This is a genomic window from Bacillus sp. BACIII, assembly GCF_057836745.1.
The window spans coordinates 121,379-143,049 of record NZ_CM174437.1 but is presented as its reverse complement, the minus strand read 5'-3'; the positions used below and the strand labels follow the sequence as shown (position 1 = coordinate 143,049).

Here is a 21,671-nt window from a genome sequence, read left to right as displayed (position 1 = left end):
TGCAATTTCTATGATAGAGGCCTGATAAAAAAGCCCCTCTCAGTAGGAGAGGGGCTTCGTCCGGTCAGTTTGCCACGATATTGACAAGCTTGCCCGGTACGGCAATGATTTTTCGGATCGTTTTTCCTTCAAGCTGCTCTTTTACTTTTTCGTCAGCTTGTGCGAGCTGTTCTAATGCTGCTTTATCAGCATCAGCCGGAACCATTAATTTCGCTTTTACTTTTCCGTTCAGCTGGACGACGATTTCCACTTCATCATCCACCAGTTTTGATTCGTCATAAGCAGGCCAGGCTTCGTATGCAATCGAACCTTCGTGGCCGAGTTTTTCCCACAGTTCTTCCGCCAAATGCGGTGCAACAGGAGAAAGCAGCTTCACAAAGCCTTCGACATATTCTCTCGGAAGTTCATTCGCTTTGTAGGCTTCATTAATGAAGACCATCAGCTGAGAGATGCCCGTATTAAAGCGAAGCGCTTCGAAGTTTTCTGTCACTTTCATAACCGTTTCATGATAGACGCGCTCAAGAGTTTCGCCCGCGCCTTCTGTCACTTTGCCCGTCAGCTCGCCGTTTTCCTCGATAAACAAACGCCATACACGGTCAAGGAAGCGGCGCGCTCCGTCAAGACCTGATTCAGACCAGGCGATAGAGGCGTCAAGCGGCCCCATAAACATTTCGTACAGGCGGAGCGTATCTGCTCCGTGAGACGCCACAATTTCATCCGGATTAACGACGTTTCCGCGGGATTTACTCATTTTTTCATTATTTTCCCCGAGAATCATTCCTTGGTTATACAGCTTTTGGAACGGTTCTTTCGTCGGTACGACACCGATATCATAGAGGAATTTATGCCAGAAACGCGCGTACAGAAGGTGAAGCACGGCATGCTCCGCTCCTCCGATGTAAATATCGACAGGCAGCCATTTATCCAGTTTCTCAGGTGAAGCGAGCTGATCCGGATTTTTCGGGTCGATAAAGCGAAGGAAATACCAGCAGCTTCCCGCCCATTGCGGCATCGTGTTCGTTTCTCTTCTGCCCTTTCTGCCCGTTTCAGGATCAGTGACCTCTACCCACTCTTTAATGTTGGCAAGCGGTGATTCACCTGTTCCGCTCGGTTTGATCTCATCGGTTTTCGGCAGAATCAGCGGCAGCTCTTCTGCCGGAACGGCTGTTGAAGTGCCGTCTTCCCAATGAATGACCGGAATCGGCTCGCCCCAATAGCGCTGGCGGCTGAACAGCCAATCACGCAGACGGTATGTCACTTTTTTCTCACCGTTTTTCGTTTCTTCAAGCCAGGCAATCATTTTTTCAATCGCTTCCGCTTGATTCAGTCCGTTCAGAAAGCCGGAATTGATATGTTCTCCGTCTCCCGTGTACGCTTCCTCTTCCGTGTTTCCGCCTTTTACGACTTCTTTGACAGGCAGGCTGAACACTTTGGCGAATTCAAAATCGCGTTCATCATGCGCCGGCACGGCCATTACAGCACCCGTTCCGTAAGAAGCGAGGACATAATCAGCTATCCAGATCGGCAGCTTTTCCCCGTTTGCCGGGTTTACCGCATATGCGCCCGTGAAGACGCCTGTTTTTGTTTTCGCAAGATCCGTCCGTTCCAGGTCACTTTTCGCCTGAACTTCTTTAATATAAGCGTCTACCGCTTCTTTTTGTTCAGCCGTCGTGATGGCCTCCACAAGCTCATGCTCTGGAGCCAGCACGGCATAAGCCGCGCCGAACAGCGTGTCCGGTCTTGTCGTAAACACCGTGAATGTGTCGTCAGTGCCGTCGATCGCGAAATGGACGTTTGCGCCTTCTGAGCGTCCGATCCAGTTGCGCTGCATGTCTTTAATGCTTTCAGGCCAGTCAAGCTCTTCTAAATCTTCAAGAAGCCTGTCCGCATAAGCGGTGATTTTCAGCATCCATTGTCTCATCGGGCGGCGTTCAACCGGATGGCCGCCCCGCTCGCTTTTGCCGTCAATGACTTCTTCGTTCGCAAGCACCGTTCCGAGTGCCGGGCACCAGTTGACCGGCACTTCGTCTACATAAGCGAGACCTTTTTCATACAGCTTGGTGAAGATCCACTGCGTCCACTTGTAGTAGTCGGGATCAGTCGTATTGATTTCACGATCCCAATCATATGAAAAACCGAGCGATTGGATCTGGCGGCGGAAATTATCGATATTGTGTTTCGTAAACTCAGCCGGATCATTCCCCGTGTCAAGCGCGTATTGCTCGGCGGGAAGCCCGAACGCGTCCCATCCCATCGGATGAAGCACATTATACCCTTGCATGCGTCTCATGCGTGAAAGAATGTCGGTTGCCGTATAGCCTTCCGGATGCCCGACATGAAGGCCGGCTCCTGAAGGATACGGGAACATGTCAAGCGCGTAAAACTTCGGCTTGTCACTCTCTTCGCTGACGGCGAACGTTTTATGCTCCAACCAGTAATTCTGCCATTTCTTTTCTATTTTTTCGTGCTGAAAACTCAACGCAAAAACCTCCTTCTGATTGAATACGGCGTATGTAGTCCAAGTATTGACGGGATAAGGAAGATGATATTCAGATTATTCTAAAACTAAAAAAAACTCCCTCATCCCAAAAAGGGACGAGAGATTTTTGTTTCCCGCGGTACCACCCTCGTTAGCGCGGTTTTAAGCCGCACTCACTTGATACTTTTAACGCAGTTATGCGTCAGCGGTTTTGCCGCTGCAACTCTGAGGCGAGTTCGGAAACAGACTTGATTGACTTGCACCGGCCGTCAACTCTCTGACTGCAAAATCTGCTTCTTACTGCTCCTCTTCACTGTTCTTATCGCTACCGTAATCTTACCTGTATTTTATAGAATTCTGTTCATAAGTGCAAGCAGGTTTGTATACAATGGGAATGTACCCAGAACGGGTCATGAGCGGGGATATTATTTTGATGGAGGATTTTTTTGCTGGTGTGGTTTTGCTTCGGCCGAATCACTGTTTTGTTCTCTGACAAAATCAAAGCTCCTGAGAACAGCTTCTCCGCCGTAGCCTGCGATTATGGATAAGATGACGAGTTGAATTCCTGAATCGGGGTCAGCGGATAAGACAAGTAAGATGGAAGCAGCCATTCCGATAAAACCATCTTCCAAAAAACCGAGATAGATAAACCGCTTTGTCATTCTGGGTTTCTCCAGCCTGCCTCTCTTTTTCACATGACCGAGAACCCCCATGATTCCTCCAATTACACAAGCAATAATTACCTGATGCAGCATCTTCATCACCTTCCTAAAGCCCTTATTTAGTAAAGCGACTTCAGGCCATCCAGCCCCCTTACGAATACGATGATTTTCGATATCTACATACCGGCGAATGAGCAGGAAAGTAAAAAGCTTGTTTCTTCCATTATATGTGAACACATGATCGGTAAGCTTGATGCATTAGATTCATTTTTCACCCAGTGACAATGACCTAGTCACTTACTTAGCGATGATGTGCCTCCCCTTATATATTCAGTGTATATGAGGACAAGCCCGAATGACAAATTGCAAACTGCGGCTGCTTGAAACAGAACATGTGTTATGCTACGGTTACTGTAGATTCATTTAAAAAGGGGAGAAACAATGGCTGAAAAAAGTGCACAGCTTTACGGCCAAAAGGGGGTTTTATATGGCTGACTCAAATGTATTCGGAAAACTGGAGCAGCTGGAGCTTATCAAAAAGGCGCTTGATCACGCACGCATCGGCGTGGTGATTACAGACCCCTCTCTTGAGGACAATCCCATCATTTATACGAATCAGGGATTTATGGATATGACAGGCTATTCTTCCGAAGAGATATTAGGTAAGAACTGCAGATTTCTGCAAGGAAAAGAAACCGACCGAAAACAAGTCGCGAAAATAAGAAAAGGCCTAAAACATAAAGAAAAGATCACGGTGCGGCTGAAAAATGTCAAAAAAGACGGCACCCCGTTTTGGAATGAACTCAATATTGATCCTCTTTATGTTGAAGACAAGCTCTATTTTGTCGGTTTTCAAAAAGACATCACAGAGCAGAAAGAGTACGAAAAGCTTCTTGAGGATTCCCTCGGAGAAATTGCGACGCTGTCAACGCCGATCGTTCCGATTCGAAACGGGATCTCCGCCATGCCGTTAGTGGGGAATTTAACAGAAGAACGATTTGATTCCATCGTGACAACTTTGACAGACATATTAACCGCATCTAAAGATGATTACTTAATTATAGACTTATCAGGTTTAGCTGAGGTAAACGAACAGACCGCAGACCGGATTTTCAAATTGCATCATCTGCTTAATTTAATCGGCACAGAATTGATCATCACCGGGATCAAGCCTTCCCTCGCCATGAGAATGAATCAGCTTGATGCAAGCTTTACTTCATTAAAGACATATTTAAATGTTAAGGACGCGGTCAACGTGCTTCCGGTCTTATAAACAAAAAATCCCGCCGAAACAGCGGGATTTTTCATGTCGTCATCGCACTTGGACGTTTTGTTTATTAACGGTTTTCAGACGTTTGTCATACAGCACCGTCGCTAGGATGCTGACGACAAGAAGCGCCATCAGGATCAAGAGCAGCACGCTCATGCCGTATTGATCAACCAGTACGCCGCCAAGGAGCGGCCCGATCATTCTGCCGCCCGTCGCCGCACTGTTGACGAACCCTTGGTAAAACCCTTCTTTCCCCTTAGGCGCAAGCTGATCGGCAATAGTAGGCACGGCAGGCCAGACAAGCATTTCTCCGATTGTTAAAATCACCATCGCGGTAAGGTACATCGGAAAGTGCTTGGCGCCAAGGAGCACGCCGAACGAGACGATAAAAATACAAAAGCCGATGACCATCTGCGTTTTTAACGCACCGGACCATTTTTTCAGAACAGCACCTATAAGCGGCTGTCCGGCGACAATCAGGATTCCGTTTACGGTCCAGAGCACACTGTATAATGAAAGCGGCATACCGATGCTTTGAGTATGTGACGCAACGGTTGTGGACCACTGCGAATAGGCAATCCACCCGAGAACATACCCGCCGCTCAGTATAAGAAGCGCCGTAAATTTCGTTCTGCTGCTGACAGGCTCGTAGTCCAGTACAGAGACCTGGCCCGCATTTCCGGTTTTAATATTTCGAAACCCGAAAAATACGATAAGGAAAAACAGCACATACAGCAAAGCATTAGCTAAAAACACGTACGTAAACGAGTACGCCGCAACCATTCCGCCGAGTGCCGAACCGACCGCGACACCTGCGTTCTGAGCTACATAAATTGCATTAAAAGCTTTCCGTCCGCCCTCTTTCCAGACTGCTCCCGCCATGGCGTAGCTGGCCGGAAACACGATGCCGGAACCGAACCCGACAATGACGAGCAGCCAAATATAAACGGGCCACTGGTGAAACAGAACGAGTCCGAGAAGACTTGCCAAGGTGATGATAATGCCCAGCATAATGGATTTGAATCCGCCGATTTTATCAAACAAAAATCCGCCGCATAAATTCCCCGCCACACTGGCTCCGGAATTCAGCATCAGAACAATCCCCGCGACAGTCAGCGATTTTCCTAAGTGATTATGAATATAGATCGTATTCAGCGGCCACAAAAAAGATGCGCCCGTCACATTGATAAACATTCCGATAATTAATATCTTCAAAGCGCGCGGCATACCGATCCCCCTTTCTCTATAAAAAACCCCATGAAAAAACGGAAACCGCAAGCTGCAGCTCCGTATCGATCACGTTATCATAGCAGATTCATTTTATCGCCGCGGACGCCTTTTTACAACATCAGAATCTGAAAAAAATAATGCCGGAATGTTGAAAAAATTACAATTGATCGGCTTCACAAACATAAGCGGGCTTTATGCTCTTTTTCTCAGAAGCCAAAACGGAATATACAGAATGAAAAAGCTCAGCACAATCGCCGCTTCCATTGAAAGAAGATACCACGGCCAAGGGCCGAGAACATTCAGAAGCGAAGCGGTCTTCGGTTTTTTCATTAAATAGAGGTAGTTTGCATTCAGCACACGGTCAATCAAAAAGACACACGCCCCGTACAGATTTACGATCAGCAATGACACCCAGAGCGCGCGCACCGACGGTCTGTACTTTTGGGCACCGGCCATAAACAGACAGGCTAGAAACACACAGCCGTGCGAGATGAAAAATACGATGTACCGAAAATGAGGGAAAGAATACGCCCCTAAATCAGGTGTGGCCATTGCTTGTATGGCGCTGCCCAAACCGGCAAAATAGAGAAAGGCGAACAGCTTTTTGCTTTTTGTCATGACCATCAGCATTGCCAAATAGACGGAAAGGTCGCTCAGCTGCAGCGGCAGAGATGTTTTCAGCGACCAGACATGTTGGCTAAGCAGCCATATATGATAGCTGATCTGCGACACGGCTAGAAGAATGAACAGCACATATCGGAAAACACGATTCGGCCGGCCGTGATGGAGCTTTTTCCGGAATACGATCACGCCCGCCCCCAGCAATCCGATGATCAGCAGCGTGAAAATGTGTTCCCTGGAAAAAAGATGAAAAGCCCCTGTTTCAGATTTCAATTGAAAATACTTCTGCATAAGGCTCCCCCGTGCGAAAAAATGACGTATGTCTATTCTTTTAAAAATCGCTTTTTTCTATTCATGCAGAAAAAAGCCCCGCACAGCGGGGCTCCTCAACTTGTTTTACAATGCGGACCGAATGACCTTTTTATAATAAAGCACCGACAGCATGCCGAAGATGGAGTACAGCAACGTGTACAGCGCCATGACGATGATCATCGGCGTCCATACTTCCGTTCCGAACAAAAACCATCCTGACTGAACGGCAAAATAGCTGTGAAACAGCCCGAGAACGAGCGGAATGCCGAAATGATACGCCTGCTTCCGGCGGATGCCTTTCAGCAGATCTCCCGTTGTGAAGCCGAGCTTCCGCAATATCGTGTAATCAGCTTTCTCATCCTCACACTCGCCCATTTGTTTAAAATAAAGGATACAGCCCGAGGTGATCAGAAAAGTTAAGCCTAAAAACCCGACAATAAACATGATCAGCCCCATATTTTTCTTTTGGGTGTCAGCCGTTTCAAACTGTGAAAGGGCGCCGTCTGAATAATGCTGCGCCTGAAACAGGTCATCAGCTTTTTGGACGTCCTCTTCATGTTTGAGTGTAATGCCGAAAAACCGATTTGATTTTCCCTGAATGGACGGGTCGATATCTTTCTCGATCCTGTCAAATACGTGCTGTGTGACGATCACGGTCGGCAGCCCTCCGCTTGTAAATGGATATGACAGGAGGAAGTCGTTCTTCAAGCCCTTATACGCAAGCGGTATTTTATCCGTTTTGCCGTTTATATCAATGGAACCCGACGTTTTCAAGTCGAGAAATCTTTTCATCATATCATTATATCCGGTAAACACGGCTTCTCCGTCAGAAAGCTCCGTCCCTTCTGCGTCTTTCTCGCTTATAATCGGCAGCGCCAAGCTGGACGGGTCTTGTTGAAAGTTTTTCATATCGCCGTTTATGATGTTCTTCATATTGACACCGGCTTGAATGGTCTTTATTGTTTTCACTTTATGTTCAATTCCGTTTTTCTTCAATAAAGCGGTAAATGAGTCAGTCTCCTTTTGGTTATCAAACGCAAAGTCCGCGGCTGTATTTTGCTCAGCAGATTTTTCCGCGGAATAGTACGAGATATAGCTTAAAGACAGCAAACCGATGGACAGCGCCGACAGCGTCGTAATAATTGTCAGCAGGACGGCGTTAGACTTCATCCGGAACATAATGGATGACAAAGACAGCACTTCACTTACATTCAGATACCCGCCTTTTGATTTCCGGATGAGGTTTGCCAGAAAGCTGACTGAACCTTTAAAAAACAGATACGTTCCGATAATGACCGATCCGAGAATAAACACCATTGCCGAAAACAGTTCATTCATGGTTGTAAAACTGCCTCCGAATAAATCTGCGGACACGGCATAGCCGGCGATAATGGCCGCGATACCGATGACGCCGATTGTCATCTGCACCCAAGAGAGCCGCCTTATGCCGCTTTCTGACGATGACGCGGTTTTAAATAAAGACAAAATGCTTTGCCGTTTAATAAATAAGTAATTCATCATCATAATCAGCACATAAATGGCCCCGAACACAATTAACGTCTGAACGAGCGCCTTGCTTGAAAAAAACAGTGAGACAGAGGCTTTCACACCGACTGTATGAAACAGCATCATCATACATAATTTCGAGAGAGAAAAGCCGGCAAAAATACCGATCCAAATCGATCCGAAATACAAAATGAAGTTTTCTGTGCTGAGTATGCGGAAAATGTGCATTTTCGTCATGCCGATTAATCGGAATAAGCCGATTTCCCGGCCGCGGCGTTTGATAAAAATGGTGTTGGCGTATAAAAGAAATACCGACACGATCGCCACAAGCAGTATGGAGGCGGCCCGGATTGCCGCCGCTCCTTTTATGGAGCTTTTCATTTCATCAAGCGCCGGATCGTATTGCATCGTGACAAACGCGAAATAAAGGGCGGCGCTGAACACCAGCGCAAACACGTAAAGGTAATAGTTTTTCATATTCTTTTTCAGGTTCTGGAAGATCAAATGATGAATGCTCATGCCTGAACTCCGCCCAATACACCTTGCGTTTTCATAATATCCTGAAAAAAGTCCGGTCTGTCCTGGCCGCCTTTATTCAGCTGTGTATACACGCGGCCGTCTTTAATGAAAACCACACGTCCGGAATAGCTGGCGGCAACCGGATCATGCGTCACCATCACAATGGTGGCGCGGCGCTTCTGATTCAAACGGCTGAGTTTATTCAGCAAATCCGAAGCGGCTTTGGAATCAAGCGCTCCCGTCGGCTCATCAGCAAAAATAATCCCCGGCTCGTGAATAACAGCTCTCGCGGCAGACGTCCGCTGTTTTTGTCCGCCGGAAATTTCACTCGGATACTTATCTCTCAACTCATAGATGCCAAGCTCCTCTGCCGTCTCGGCAAAACGCCGGTCCGCCTCTTTTTTAGGCATTTTCGTAATGGATAACGGCAGGAGTATGTTTTCTTTCACGGTCAGCGTATCCAATAAATTATAATCCTGAAAGATAAAGCCGAGGTGCCGTTTTCTGAATTCGGCAAGCTGTTTTTCTTTCATGGATGTGATCTCCGTCTCATTCAGTCTGATCGTGCCCGCGCTCACTTTATCAATGGAAGAAAGCACATTCAAAAGAGTGGTTTTCCCTGATCCTGACGGGCCCATAATGCTGACGAATTCCCCTTTTTGGATCTGAAGATCAATTCCTTTCAGCACCTCCTGCTTATTCAGCTTATTTCCGTAGTTTTTTCGAATATTGCCTGCTTCTAAGATCATTACGTTACGATTCTCCTTTTACATTGGTTATCTTCATTTTAAAAACAAAAGCCGTTTTTTTCGTTTGATTAAGCGAACAAAAGAGAAAAGCATGTGACACTTTTGTCACACGCTGAACATGCTGACGGCGTCGTTTTGTTTCGGAAATACCAAGGTAAAAACCGTGCCTCGTTTCGGCTCTGATCGTACGCTGATCTGGATGTGAAGCGGAGCCGCAGCTTTTTGAGCCAAATACAGGCCCATTCCCGTTGACGCGTGATCACGGCTCATCCGCGTGGAGGTAAACCCCTTTTCAAAAATGCGCGGAAGATCTTTAGGCTTGATGCCGATGCCGCGGTCTTTGATATCCACATGCACCCGGCCGTTTAGTTCATAGCTTTTTACGGTTATATCATCCGCTTCACTGTATTTGACGGCATTGCTTAACAGCTGTCTGATGATGAAAGAAAGCCATTTTCCGTCACTGAGAACGTCCGGTGCCTCAAGCTGTATGTCAAACCCGATTCCTTTTTGTATACACCATGATTGCAGATTTTTAATTTCTTTGAAAACGAGCGGGCGGAGCTGAATGCGCTGGAACGATAAATCATTTTCGATAAAAGACAATCGTTTCTGATGAAGCTGCTGGTCGAGGAGATGGTGAATCCGCAGCCATTCATAATGCAAAGGGGCTTTCAGCGGCTGTTCATCAAGGCGCTCGATCATGAGATGCATCGCTGTCAGCGGTGTTTTGACTTCGTGAATCCACGACATCAGCTCATCCTTCTCATGCTCTGACGCCGCCTGCATATGAAGTGAGCTATTTCTTAATCGCTCTGTTTGTTCTTCAATACTTTCTTCAATAATCGACTCAAACGGACTGTCGGGCGTTTTAAGACCGGAAATATCTAAATCAGCGTCCCAATCTTTTAAGCTTTTATAAAAAGCGGTCTCTTTCTGATAGCGGAACAAGAGAAAAACGAGAAAGGCGAGAAGTGACAAATAAATAAAATACAGCGCCGATAAAAACGGAATGGACGGATCAATATATGCCGCAAAAAGGATCACGGCCTGCTGAAAAAGAAACATCGCGATCCAGCTTTTTCTTTCGAGCAGAAATGATTTAATCATAAAGACCGTCTTCCTCCTTCGCGATATACCCCTGTCCCACCTTGGTTTCAATCATTTTCCCGATACCTAGATGATCGAGCTTTTTCCGCAGCCGGTTGACATTCACCGTCAGCGTATTATCACTGACGAAACGCTCATCATTCCATAGGCTTCTGATGAGTTCTTCGCGGCTGACGATTTTATTTTTCTGCTCGGCCAGCAGCTTTAAAATCAGCATTTCGTTTTTGGTCAGTTCGACCGAACCGTTTTTATGGCTGACTGTGCCGGTTTCTGTGTCAATGACCGCCCCGCACCATCTTTTCATCAGCGCCGGTTCTGTGCCGTATTGGTGCACGCGGCGGAATACCGCCTGGATTTTCGCGATTAACACATCAAAATGAAAAGGCTTCTGTATAAAATCATCCGCCCCAAGCTGCATCGACATGACCATATCCGCGGGATGATCGCGCGAGGACAAAAACAGAATCGGTACGTTTGATTGAGAGCGTATCATTCTGCACCAGTGAAAGCCGTCAAATTTCGGCAGCTGCACATCAATGATTACCAAATCAGGCTTGATTTCTGCAAACTCCTGAATGACCCGGCTGAAATCCTTTATTCCGTGCACCGCAAATGACCAGCCTGTTAATCTTTCTTTCATCTCGTGAAACAAAGTGTTATCATCTTCTATTAACAAAATGTGAAACATGGTATCCGCCCTTTTCTGATAGATAGAGGAAAAACCGGCTGATGTCCAGCCGGCTTTTTTCCTTTACAGTTCTCTTCTTAATGCAGTCAGAACGTTGGTTTTTGTCGCTTTGCGGGCCGGATTCATACCGGAAATCACCGCGACCCCCGCACAAATGACCACTGCGATCACAACGAGGCTGAGCGGGATATAAGAGAAGGTATAATGAAGATCTTCAGCTCCGGTATTTCCCCCTACCGCCTTCAAGATAACCGGCACAGCCAGATTGACGGCAAAACTCACTCCGTAGGAAATGATAATACCAATGACAGAACCTAATATTCCGATATAGGCGCTTTCCATCAAAAACATTCTGCGGATGATGGACGGGCTTGCGCCGATCGCTTTCATAATCCCGATTTCCTGCGTTCTTTCCGTAACCGCCATCGTCATCGTATTGAAAATACCGATGGCAGAAATGACGACGGCGATAAAGCCGACAAAGATCAGACCGATTTTAAAGACGAGGAAAAACGTGTTGACGCCTTGCAGCTCGGTTGTGACGGACATGACTTGATAACCGTCATCACTCAAATCATTTGTTAACTGTTCAACATTGTCAAATTTGTCAGCGTAGACTTTTATGCTTTTTTCAGCATTTCCGCCTTTAAAATCTAAGAATTTCGAAAAATCCTTTTTGAATTGATCACTGATAAAAATATTTGTGTCCTCCATCCAATCTTGGGACGGTTTTTTTGTAATCCCGACAATTTTAAAGTCGTATGTTTTGGTTCCTTCCGTTTTTCCGCTATCATTGTTCGTTTTAGAAATGCTCAGCTGTATGGTTTTATTCAGCAGATCCTTCGTATAGCCTTTTGGCTTTTTCACATCCGAGACATCGTCTTGATGATCCTTTAAGTCCTTGTTGTAAGCCTCAGCTTCTTTTTTCGTCCATAGGTTTTTCGCGAAATCATAACCGACCACAATTTCATTTTCTGATTTAGCTACTCTTCCCTGATCAAGCTCCATATTGGCTTTTACTTCATCTTTCATGTTCGTTAACACGACCGTTGAACCTTCGTTTGTCCTGTTATCCAAAGACGCTTTATTCGGTTCATATACTTCGGTTCTTTCAACGACAGACTTGACATTCTTATATTTTTCCAAGTCTGATTTCTTCACGGCTTTTCCGTTCTCCTGGCCGAGCACTCTTATTTCCGTTACGATCTGTTGACTCATAGTTATGTCTGTTATCGTTTTTTGTATGCCGAATCCGACGGAGGCCAGCACAACCAAAAATGCACATGCCATCGTTGTTGCAAGCACAGTCATGAAAACACGCAGGCGGTTTTTCTTCATATTTCTTCTAATAAAGTGAACCTGATCCTTAAATCTCAACAGTAACGCCCCCTTTTAATACGCCGTCATGCAGCTGGAATTTTGAGTGTGCAATCGAAGCGACTTCATCGTCATGCGTGATGATGACAAAAGTAATCCCGCGCTCCCGGTTCAACTGCTGAATTAATGCCAGCACCTCAAGCTCCGTTTCCGAATCAAGGCTTCCCGTCGGCTCATCTGCTAAAATGATCGACGGATTTAAAATCAGCGCTCTTGCGATACTGACACGCTGCTGCTGGCCGCCCGACAGCTCATTCGGATAATGATTCGCATGATTCTCAAGTCCGACCCGTTTCAGCATGTCTGCGACTTTCTGCTTCCGTTCAGATGGTTTAACTCCTTTTAAGGCAAGCGGCATTTCAACATTTTCATAGGTTGTCAGACTCGGAATGAGCTGGAAGCTTTGAAAAATAAAGCCGAAATGCCCGAGGCGGAACTGAGCCCACTCCTTTTCACTGAAGCCCGTCACATCAGTGCCGTTAATGACGATACGCCCCTTCGTCGGCGCTATGTAGCCGGAAATTAAATTCAGAAGCGTCGATTTTCCGGAACCGCTTCGCCCGACGATACAGGCGATTTCCCCTTTTTCAACCGTCAAAGAGACGTCCTTCAGCACCGGAACCTGACTCTCTCTGCCTTTCCTGCCGATTTTAAATGAATGATCGATATGCTGTACCTCTATCACGTACACCACTCCCCTTTATATTTGTTTCGTTTTTTTATAGATGAAGTAATAACTGATGAAAAACCCGATCACCGCGCCGATCAGCATGCCGAATATGTAACCGGTATATGAACCGTTACCGTTATAAGCATATCCGCATACACCCGCACTTCCCAGCATACTAAGCGCCATGACCAGCCCTTGGATCATGCGTTCTGTATGTTTGTTTAAGATAAAATGTCCGCTTCGCTCACTCGGCATTTTCAGGAAATTCACATAGCCGAAAAGATAGAAACAAAATCCCATTAAGGCAGGTATAAGCAAGGCATGTTTCGTGTAATACATCCATGGTGTATGGATGTAAGCGGCAGGCATGAAATAGATCAGAAATCCACTCCAAGGAAAATGAATATTCTGCACAGACTGGCTGCCAAAAAGGAACTCAGCATTTAACAGGTAAATGATCAAGACAACGATCGGAAAAACGGAAACCATGAACGCTGTGATCAGCTGTGCTGCTAAATTGCCTGTTATCGTGCCGGCGGCTGTCACTAATGCATAAATCATCAAGCTGATGACCAGCATCCCGGCGCTGAATGAGTGAAAATGATCTACAGCGTCAGGTTTAAGCGCAAGAAACAATATGTCAGATAATCCGTAAGAAACAAGCTGCGAGACGGCTAACACGGCTGCTCCCAACAAAAACTTAGTATGGAATATCCGGCTTCTCGAATACGGCAGACTCAATGTGAACATGTTTTCAGCCCGTCCCGCTCTTGTCAGAAAAAGCCCCATCATAACCGGAGGAATGAAGTGCAGCCCAATCAAATTCTGATTGCTGTAATTCATGCTGAATGTACAAACTGAACCTGAATATTGATGAAGCGCACCCAAACAATCTTTATAGTGAAAATACTCATTTATAATTGCCAAAGGGCCTAATATAGATAAGAACCCCGCTGTAAGCAGCAGCAGCGTCTGCCGCTGCTTCCATTCTTTATAAAGCAAACCGTTAATCGGCACCTTGCCTTCCCCCAAACTACACATTTTCATACAAACTTACATATGCTTTGTTTTCCTGTAAACCGTAAAATAAGTGATAAAAAAACCAATCACAGCGCCGAAGAACATGCCGGCTAAATAGCCGAACATCGTGTTTGTGACTCCATATCCGAATAATCCAAACCCCATAACGGCAAACACAATCACCAAAATCTGCACCGGGCGGTCCAATTTTCTCCAAAGAAAGAATCTGCCGTTCCGTTCATTCGGATGTTTCAGAAAGCTGACATAACCGATCAGATAAAAGACGAGGCTCATCACTGCCGGAATTATTAAGACTAAATCTCTTTCTCTGATCCAGTCGTTAAACACATATCCAATAGGAGTTATAAATACAAAAAGACGAGATTCGATATAGCTGCTGATGAAAGAGAATTGATTTCCCACACTAATATCGAAAACAACCTCCAGATTCGCGGCCGGCAGACCAATGAGTAAAAAGGGCAGAACCGTTACTGTAAACGCCGTTAACAGCTGGGCGAATATATGTCCCGTTAATGCGCCGGCTGCCATTAACAGGGCGTAAGCCATAAAACTGATCACAATCACTCCGATTGAAACATGATCAAAATCGTACGTATGGCTCGGTTTCAGCAAAGATATGAGCAATGACGCCGCTCCGTAGCCTATCGCCTGAGAAACAATAATGACTGCCGCGCCCAGCCAGAATTTAGTCTGAAAGATTTGGCCTCTGCTGTAAGGCATGCTTAACAAGGCGTCCATCGTTCCCTTTGTCCGTTCCAAGCCCAATAAGCAGACAGCAATGACGACACTCACAACCCAGCTGAGGGAAAGAAGCGATCCATTCGTATAACTCACGGTAAATTCACAATATTGCGGATCCAAATACTTCAAACGTCCTTGGTATGATAAATAGTAGTAATAAATCATAAAAGGGTTTGCCGCTATTAAAAAAATACCGCTCAACAAAAACAGCCACTGATTTTTCTTCCATTCTGTGTACAATAATCCCCGCGGTATCATTCCGATCCTCCTCTCTTACACATGCTTCGTTTTTTTATAAATCACAAAATAACTGACTAAAAATCCGATCGCTCCCCCGACAATCATCCCGGCCACATATCCTGTCATTGTCTGTCCCGTCGAGTACCCCGCGAGAGCAAAACCGAGAACGCCGATCATGATCACCACAATCTGAATGGGCCGGTCAAGCTGTCTCCAGAGGAAAAAACGGCCGTTCCGTTCCGCCGGCTGTCTGACATAGCAAAAGTACCCAATGGCATAAAATACAATGCTCATCACTGCCGGGATGAGTAGTATATACTTGCTGGCAGATACCCAGCCCGCATCAACATACGTAATCGGATTCAAATATTGAATAAAATGATATGCTTTTATATAAGCATCTTCTGACGGCATCAGCTCATACATGCCGACCCCGAAGATGACTTCCGCATTTGTCAGCGGCAACGAAATAATCAGGTAAGGCGCTATCGACACAGTAAACGCCGTTAACAGCTGGGCGAACGTATTGCCCGTTAAGCAGCCTGCACTCGCGACCAATGCAAAAGCCAAAATACTCACAATGATCTCACCGACGCTGTAATGATGGAAGAAATATACGCGCTCAGGCTTTAACAGAAGAATGAGCAGCTCAGCCAGCCCGTAGCCGATGACTTGGAATCCGGCAATGACCGCCGCTCCGAGCCAAAATTTGGTGTGAAACACCTGAGCGCGGGAATAAGGCAGACTGAACAGCGCATCAATCGTTCCTTTCGTACGCTCCAGTCCGAATAAGCAAACTGCCAAAATCACAGCGGGCGCCCAGTTCAAGCTCAGCATTCTGCTATCCAAAGAATTCACATAAAACTTACAATATGCTCCGTGGGTATCCAGACAGCCTTGGTAGACCAGATAGGTATTTAATACTTCAAACGGATTAACTGCCGCTAAAAAAATGCCGACCATCACGAGAACAGTTCGATTCTGCATCCATTCTCTGTACAGCAATCCCCTGTCTACCATCTCCGGTTCCCCCCAAACTTCGCGATGAAGACTTCTTCTAAATTCACAGGAAGTTCGTTCCATACTTTCGGCCGCAGCTCTTGCAGAAATTCCTTTTTCTTCTCATCGTTTTTCGGAATCAGCACTGTATAAAATACACCGGCATGGTCGAGAATCGGTATGTTTTGTTCTCTGATCATCAAGTTGACATCCTCTTCAAACGCCATTTGGATTTTTATGTATTCTTCCTTCATATCATCCAAATCCATCACATTCGTCAGCTGGCTGCCTTCCAAAAATCCGATCCGGTTGCACATTCGCTCAATATCTTCTAAACGATGTGAGGTAATCAGGATGCTCGTTTCCCGTTCAGCGACTTCGTCCACCATAAGCTGAAGCACGTCATGACGTGTTACGGCGTCAATGCCGTCCGTCGGTTCATCCAAAAGAATCAGTGCCGGCCGTGAAGCAAAGGCAAGGACGAGCGCGAGCTGTTTTTTCAGCCCTGTTGATAGTTCACGGTATTTCTTCGTTTCCGGAATATTGTACCTGTTCATCAGCTCATTGGCGTAAGTCACATCAAAATTCGGATAGATTCTGCTTACAATCGCAACAAGCTGTTTATATGTATATTTGTCATAAAAAGGATTTTCAACAGGCATATAAATGATATTCTGTTTTACTTTTGGGTGCCGCTTTATTTCCACCTGATTAAATAAAACCGTTCCTTGATCCGGCAGGAGAATCTGCTGAATGAGCCGGAGCAGCGTTGTTTTCCCTGATCCGTTTCGGCCAAGCAGCCCGAAGATTTCTCCTTTTCCGATAGTAAGTGAAATATCTTTGAGCACTTCTTTACCGTCAATTGTTTTTGAGAGATTACGCAATTCAATCATGATCCGTGCCTCCTTTCACATCAGCGCTGATTTCCTTTATCCATTCCTGCAGCTTCTCCAGCTCAACTCCCGCGTAATGGGCATCGATGATGAGCTGTTTCAATTGCTCTTTTATCATCGTCATCTTCCCTTCAACCAATGTCTTTTTTGCATTCTCCGATATATACGTTCCTCTTCCCCTCAGCGTTTCAATGACGCCATCGCGTTCAAGCTCCTTGTACGCTTTGCTGACGGTATTCGGATTGGCGATAATGATCGTTGCCAATTCTCTGACAGAAGGAAGTTTATCCCCCGGCTTCATGATCCCTTTCAAACAAAGCTCTTTCAATTGCTGTATGATTTGCTCATAAATCGGAGTTGAGCTTCTCGGGTCGATTTGAATCATTTACTTCCCTTCTTTCTTTTACGAGCTGCTCGATTTCTTTAAATGTTCTGCCACTGAAAACCGATGACGACAAGAATGACAAACAGACTGCTGGCCAAAACCGAAGCGGCGATAATAAGAGGCACATCTTGTTTTACGGATCTTTTGTTTTTCATGAAAGCTCTCCTTTCCTTTGCTCAGCATTTATATGTCGTTTTTATTTTTTTGAGTGTTTGTAGTGTATTACGTCAAGTAGTACACACAATACAATAAACACACTCCGCCTTATTGTCAATTCTTTTTTGAAAAGAAATACAAAAAAACCCGCCGGGATTCCGGCAGGGTTTTTTGCAACATCTGAGACAGCGCGGTCAGTAATCGAAATTACGCTGCAGAATCATATTGTTTTGCAAAGTCTGCAGCTGCAGCCTCATTCGGTAAAGCTGTTCTCTCTGCTGATCATTCGCAGATAATGACAGCTTGTTTAATTCATTCACCGCGTTTTCAAGCATCATTTGCGCTTCACTGTACTCATTATCATTATAATGCTCTTGTTTTGAAGCGGTTATAAATTGCTCATTCGCAAATTCATACGCCTGTTCGCTTCTTTGGAGATGTTCATCTACTGATTGTCTTGTTGCCATAAACAGGTCCTCCTATTGATAATGTCATATCAATAGTATTTCTAATTCCAAACGAATTCTCACATGAAATATCAGGTAATTCAGTTACACGACAGAGAAAGTATAAAATACGATCAAATGTATAATTTAATCAAGACAGAATGAAATCTTTTTAAATACTCGCCTTTTTAGGACGCTGCACTTTAACGAGCATAACTCGATTGATATGGTGCCTTATTTTTTTACATTTATCGCAAGTTTCCCCTCGACATATTCGCCCTATTTTGTAAAACACCCAGAATTCATTTCGAATTTCAGCACCAACCATAAAATCAAGACGATTTTAACACTTTGTTTTACTCTTCTTTACCTAAAATTGAAACACCTTTAAATTTTTTAAATAAACCATTCAAAAGGGAATGAAATTTAGAAGAATTAAGATAATAGTATGTTTTATTTTGATGTCTCGTACTCTCAACTAAACCTTGCAATGTCAAAATTCTCATATGGTGTGAAATCGTTGCGTTGGTTAAATTGAGCTGTTCAGCAATCTCATTAGCATACATTTTTTTATGACTAAGTAAAATTAATATCTTGAACTTACTTTTATCTGATAAAAGCTTCAAAAAATCAATGATGTGATTCATCTCTGCTTTCTCTAATGTATTTTCAAAAATTTGATCAACTTTATAACCAAGTCCAACATAAATATTATCTTCACTTTTCGTAATAGTTGCAGTATAAGGTAAAAGTGTTGGATATATATTAATATAATCACAAGATAAGTATTCCTTACCTTTTAACGTACTGATTATCTTTTTTGGAAAATCCATATCGATGTTTTTTAATAGATTAGTCCACTCATCTCTAAATTTAATTAAATTATAAATCGCCTCGTTAAGATAACCATTCACCAACATTAATTTGTTGCAAAATTGATCTACATAAGTTTTAGGAGATTTCATTACCTTAAATATGATCCACTTGTATTCGGGCTTTATATTAAGATTATTAAGCAGCTCAAATAAACTTTCCCTATCATTTAAATACTGTTGGGCAGATGTTTCGGTTTTAAGCTCTCCTTGTAAATAAAGTAGAGACTCTAAAATATTTTTTCTTATCTCTTCTTCTGTAGCTCCAGACAAATGATCAATAATTCCAAAAAAATCTTTCGTATAGATCTGTGGGATTTTAAAAAAAGCTGTCGCTAAACAAAAAATATTTGCATTCCTAACATCTTCGTATTCACTAAAGCTGCCAAAATAAAAATTTAAAAACTCACTATCCAGCTCTTTTATTTTTTTAAGATCATCTAGTAATAAAAAATACTCATTATCTAAATTCAAACCCATCTTTGAAGTATAATCTTTGAAGAATTCTTCGTGTTTTAGGAATAGAATAGAGGATATCTTATCAAAAAAATCTGAAACACTGTCATTAATTATTAACTGCACTTCTAAACACCCCATAAAGTCTTTTTTTGCAGATGAAAACGTTTTACCATCTTCCCGCAAGACATATTACATTTTTATTAATCTTATCAATCAAAAGAGAGATTTCATAGAATATTCATTTTCTGTTTTAAGGTTTTTTGCATTGCACTTCGTAATATAAATGTTCGGATACCCGTGCTGAGCATGATCCTGATTTTAAATTACTCTCCTGCGGTTTGGTCCCCCTGTAAGAACCCTTATTCATCTCCCAGTTAGTTTACAGGTATATTTCAATTTCATAAGTTTTTAAACAAGTGGATAAAAAAACAAACTATGAATAATATTGACACTCCTTTAAATTATATTTATCATATTTTTAGATTTATATCGAATATTAAATTAGATTTATATCTAAAGGAGCTGTACGTATATTGAATTTCAAAAAATTAATTATGTTATCTGCATTATTATTAGGTACATTCATTTCGGTAATGGACACTACAATAGTAAATATTGCCTTACCTAAGATGCTGGATTATTTTTCGAGCAACCTTTCTCAAGTAGCTTGGGTGGCTACAGGTTATACTTTAGCTTTTGCAGTATTATTAGTAGGTGCCTCAAAACTGGCAGACCATTTTGGAAGAAAAAAAGCTTTTATATTTGGATTAGCACTTTTTATTTTGACATCGGTTATTGCCTGTTTGAGCACTTCAATTGAAATGCTTATCACAATTAGAGTGATTCAGGGACTATCTGCTGCTTTCATTGTGCCAGTTACAATGCCTATTGCTTTGGCCATCGTTCCTCAAAATAAAAAAGGATTGATCATTGGAGTTTGGGGGGCTTTCTCAGGATTAGCAGCTACTTTAGGACCTGTACTTGGAGGATTATTAACTGAAAATTTTAATTGGCAAGCTATCTTCTTCATAAATATTCCTTTAGGTCTGATTTCTCTTTTTTTAGCAGCATTTTTTATTACTGAGAGTTATGATGAAACAGTGAGCAAAAAAATTGATTACATGGGGATTCTTATTTTATCCGGAGCTCTCTTCTGTTTAACCTTTGGCTTTGCGAAAGTATCTGACTTAGGCTGGTCATCATCATTAATTATCACTCTATTTGTAATCTCTGTATTATTATTCTGTTTGTTTTTCTTTATTGAATCTAAAATTAAACACCCGATGATTCCCTTATCCATGCTGAAGATACGTACGTTTAGTTTCAGTTCATTCACCCTCTTTATGCAAGGCCTTGGATTAACAAGCGGTACCCTTATTATTACTTTACTCCTCACGAATTTAATGGGGAAAACTGAATTAGAAGCGGGGTTAATTGTTTCTACATTGGCTCTATCATCTATGTTTACCTCTGTCCTTTCCGGAAAGCTCTCTGATAAACTTGGGGGAATTTGGCTTTCGGGTCTAGGAATGCTCGGTTTAACAATCACAACATATTTATATGGATACATACGATACGACAGTTCTATAACAACAGTAATTATTCTATTATGTTTGACCGGCTTAGCCTTAGGGCTTGTAATAGGTCCGGCTATGAGTTCAGGGATACGGCTTATTCCTCCTGAAAAAGTAGGAATTGCATCCGGTATTCTTAATATGATGAGAACAGTTGGGCAGGCACTAGGCATTGCGATACTTACATCTGTGCTTACAATGAATATAAATGATCAGACAGTTTCCGCCAAAAAGGAAGCCATTAAAATTGTAGAAAACGACCAGGTTTTTGATAACAATGCAAAAAAAGAGATAATAACCCACTTAAAGCATTCTGACAGTAAAGGTTTCGATCGAAAAAAAAGTATTGCTACATTAGACAAAAAAGAGGATGAAATTCTCTCAGTGACTCCTGACCCATATAAGGAAAAAGTCCAAAGAAGCTTCGATATTCAAAAGAAGGAAGTTATCGCTATCCAGAAAAAAATTTCAAATATATATAATGAAAAAATGAGTGACAGTTTTAATAATACATTCAAAATAGGCGGTTTCATTCTTATATTAGGAATTATTTTTGCACTGTTCAGTGATATATCTCCAAAAAGATTAAAACAACAACAGAAAAGCCAGGTAGATATTACGTCTTGACCGTTCCATAATTGTTTCATTGTTCCGCTCTGTCATTCATGCTAC

At 43.4% G+C, this 21,671-nt stretch carries 18 protein-coding genes, 1 pseudogene and 1 other annotated feature; of the genes and pseudogenes, 2 read left to right on the top strand and 17 right to left on the bottom strand.

Annotation, left to right across the window (positions count from 1 at the left end; translation table 11 throughout):
- Positions 1-64: 64 nt before the first annotated feature.
- Both leuS and ACXN9U_RS00840 read right to left on the bottom strand, forming a co-directional pair.
- Positions 65-2,479 carry a leucine--tRNA ligase gene (leuS, locus tag ACXN9U_RS00845; protein ID WP_060964509.1) on the bottom strand — a complete coding sequence of 805 codons (2,415 nt, stop codon included), beginning with the start codon at positions 2,477-2,479 and terminating at the stop codon, positions 65-67.
- A 109-nt stretch (positions 2,480-2,588) separates the two neighbouring features.
- Positions 2,589-2,802, bottom strand: a binding site (T-box leader).
- 102 nt (positions 2,803-2,904) lie between these two features.
- Positions 2,905-3,240, bottom strand: a complete 336-nt coding sequence (locus ACXN9U_RS00840) for a DUF4257 domain-containing protein (protein ID WP_015418038.1) — start codon at positions 3,238-3,240, stop codon at positions 2,905-2,907.
- Between the two features lie 388 nt (positions 3,241-3,628).
- Between ACXN9U_RS00840 and ytvA the strand changes: the two genes are divergently transcribed.
- A complete protein-coding gene (gene ytvA, locus ACXN9U_RS00835; protein ID WP_489202078.1) occupies positions 3,629-4,414 on the top strand; it encodes a YtvA family blue-light photoreceptor in 786 nt (261 codons plus the stop codon).
- Positions 4,415-4,453: 39 nt separating this feature from the next.
- On the opposite strand, the gene ACXN9U_RS00830 is transcribed toward ytvA, so the two are convergent.
- The 15 genes and pseudogenes from ACXN9U_RS00830 to ACXN9U_RS00760 all read right to left on the bottom strand — a co-directional run bounded on the left by ACXN9U_RS00830 (position 4,454) and on the right by ACXN9U_RS00760 (position 19,548).
- Positions 4,454-5,638 (bottom strand): MDR family MFS transporter, encoded by a 1,185-nt coding sequence (locus ACXN9U_RS00830; RefSeq protein ID WP_060964508.1) that lies wholly within the window; start codon positions 5,636-5,638, stop codon positions 4,454-4,456.
- Between the two features lie 195 nt (positions 5,639-5,833).
- Entirely contained in the window at positions 5,834-6,553 is a 720-nt protein-coding gene (locus ACXN9U_RS00825) for a YwaF family protein (RefSeq protein WP_489202077.1), read from the bottom strand.
- A 105-nt stretch (positions 6,554-6,658) separates the two neighbouring features.
- Complete coding sequence (locus ACXN9U_RS00820) at positions 6,659-8,599, bottom strand: ABC transporter permease (protein ID WP_489202076.1); 1,941 nt, start codon at positions 8,597-8,599, stop codon at positions 6,659-6,661.
- Positions 8,592-9,348, bottom strand: a pseudogene (locus ACXN9U_RS00815) (ABC transporter ATP-binding protein); the annotation flags it as partial. The pseudogene ACXN9U_RS00815 and the gene ACXN9U_RS00820, both read right to left, overlap by 8 nt.
- 105 nt (positions 9,349-9,453) lie before the next feature.
- Positions 9,454-10,458, bottom strand: a complete 1,005-nt coding sequence (locus tag ACXN9U_RS00810; RefSeq protein WP_060964504.1) for a sensor histidine kinase — start codon at positions 10,456-10,458, stop codon at positions 9,454-9,456.
- Positions 10,451-11,146, bottom strand: coding sequence for a response regulator transcription factor (locus ACXN9U_RS00805; RefSeq protein WP_060964503.1), 696 nt, complete (start codon positions 11,144-11,146; stop codon positions 10,451-10,453). The genes ACXN9U_RS00810 and ACXN9U_RS00805 overlap by 8 nt, the downstream gene beginning before the upstream one ends.
- A 63-nt stretch (positions 11,147-11,209) precedes the next feature.
- Complete coding sequence (locus ACXN9U_RS00800; protein ID WP_060964502.1) at positions 11,210-12,523, bottom strand: ABC transporter permease; 1,314 nt, start codon at positions 12,521-12,523, stop codon at positions 11,210-11,212.
- The gene (locus ACXN9U_RS00795; RefSeq protein WP_060964501.1) at positions 12,513-13,208 is read right to left on the bottom strand and encodes an ABC transporter ATP-binding protein; all 696 of its coding nucleotides are present in this window, start codon (positions 13,206-13,208) and stop codon (positions 12,513-12,515) included. The genes ACXN9U_RS00800 and ACXN9U_RS00795 overlap by 11 nt, the downstream gene beginning before the upstream one ends.
- Positions 13,209-13,223: 15 nt before the next feature.
- Entirely contained in the window at positions 13,224-14,210 is a 987-nt protein-coding gene (locus ACXN9U_RS00790; RefSeq protein ID WP_060964500.1) for an ABC transporter permease, read from the bottom strand.
- Positions 14,211-14,246: 36 nt separating this feature from the next.
- Positions 14,247-15,233, bottom strand: coding sequence for an ABC transporter permease (locus tag ACXN9U_RS00785; protein ID WP_489202075.1), 987 nt, complete (start codon positions 15,231-15,233; stop codon positions 14,247-14,249).
- Positions 15,234-15,248: 15 nt separating this feature from the next.
- The gene (locus ACXN9U_RS00780; RefSeq protein ID WP_489202074.1) at positions 15,249-16,235 is read right to left on the bottom strand and encodes an ABC transporter permease subunit; all 987 of its coding nucleotides are present in this window, start codon (positions 16,233-16,235) and stop codon (positions 15,249-15,251) included.
- Positions 16,229-17,107 (bottom strand): ABC transporter ATP-binding protein, encoded by an 879-nt coding sequence (locus ACXN9U_RS00775; protein WP_060964497.1) that lies wholly within the window; start codon positions 17,105-17,107, stop codon positions 16,229-16,231. Before ACXN9U_RS00775 ends, ACXN9U_RS00780 begins: the two co-directional genes overlap by 7 nt.
- Positions 17,100-17,492, bottom strand: coding sequence for a GntR family transcriptional regulator (locus tag ACXN9U_RS00770; protein WP_016938498.1), 393 nt, complete (start codon positions 17,490-17,492; stop codon positions 17,100-17,102). The genes ACXN9U_RS00775 and ACXN9U_RS00770 overlap by 8 nt, the downstream gene beginning before the upstream one ends.
- Before the next feature lie 350 nt (positions 17,493-17,842).
- On the bottom strand, positions 17,843-18,115 hold the full coding sequence (locus tag ACXN9U_RS00765; protein ID WP_016938496.1) for a YtzC family protein: 273 nt from the start codon (positions 18,113-18,115) through the stop codon (positions 17,843-17,845).
- A gap of 335 nt (positions 18,116-18,450) precedes the next feature.
- Positions 18,451-19,548: an ArsR/SmtB family transcription factor gene (locus ACXN9U_RS00760; RefSeq protein WP_489202073.1), complete on the bottom strand. Its 1,098-nt coding sequence runs from the start codon at positions 19,546-19,548 to the stop codon at positions 18,451-18,453.
- 410 nt (positions 19,549-19,958) lie between these two features.
- Between ACXN9U_RS00760 and ACXN9U_RS00755 the strand changes: the two genes are divergently transcribed.
- Positions 19,959-21,626, top strand: a complete 1,668-nt coding sequence (locus ACXN9U_RS00755; RefSeq protein ID WP_489202072.1) for an MFS transporter — start codon at positions 19,959-19,961, stop codon at positions 21,624-21,626.
- Positions 21,627-21,671: the final 45 nt, after the last annotated feature.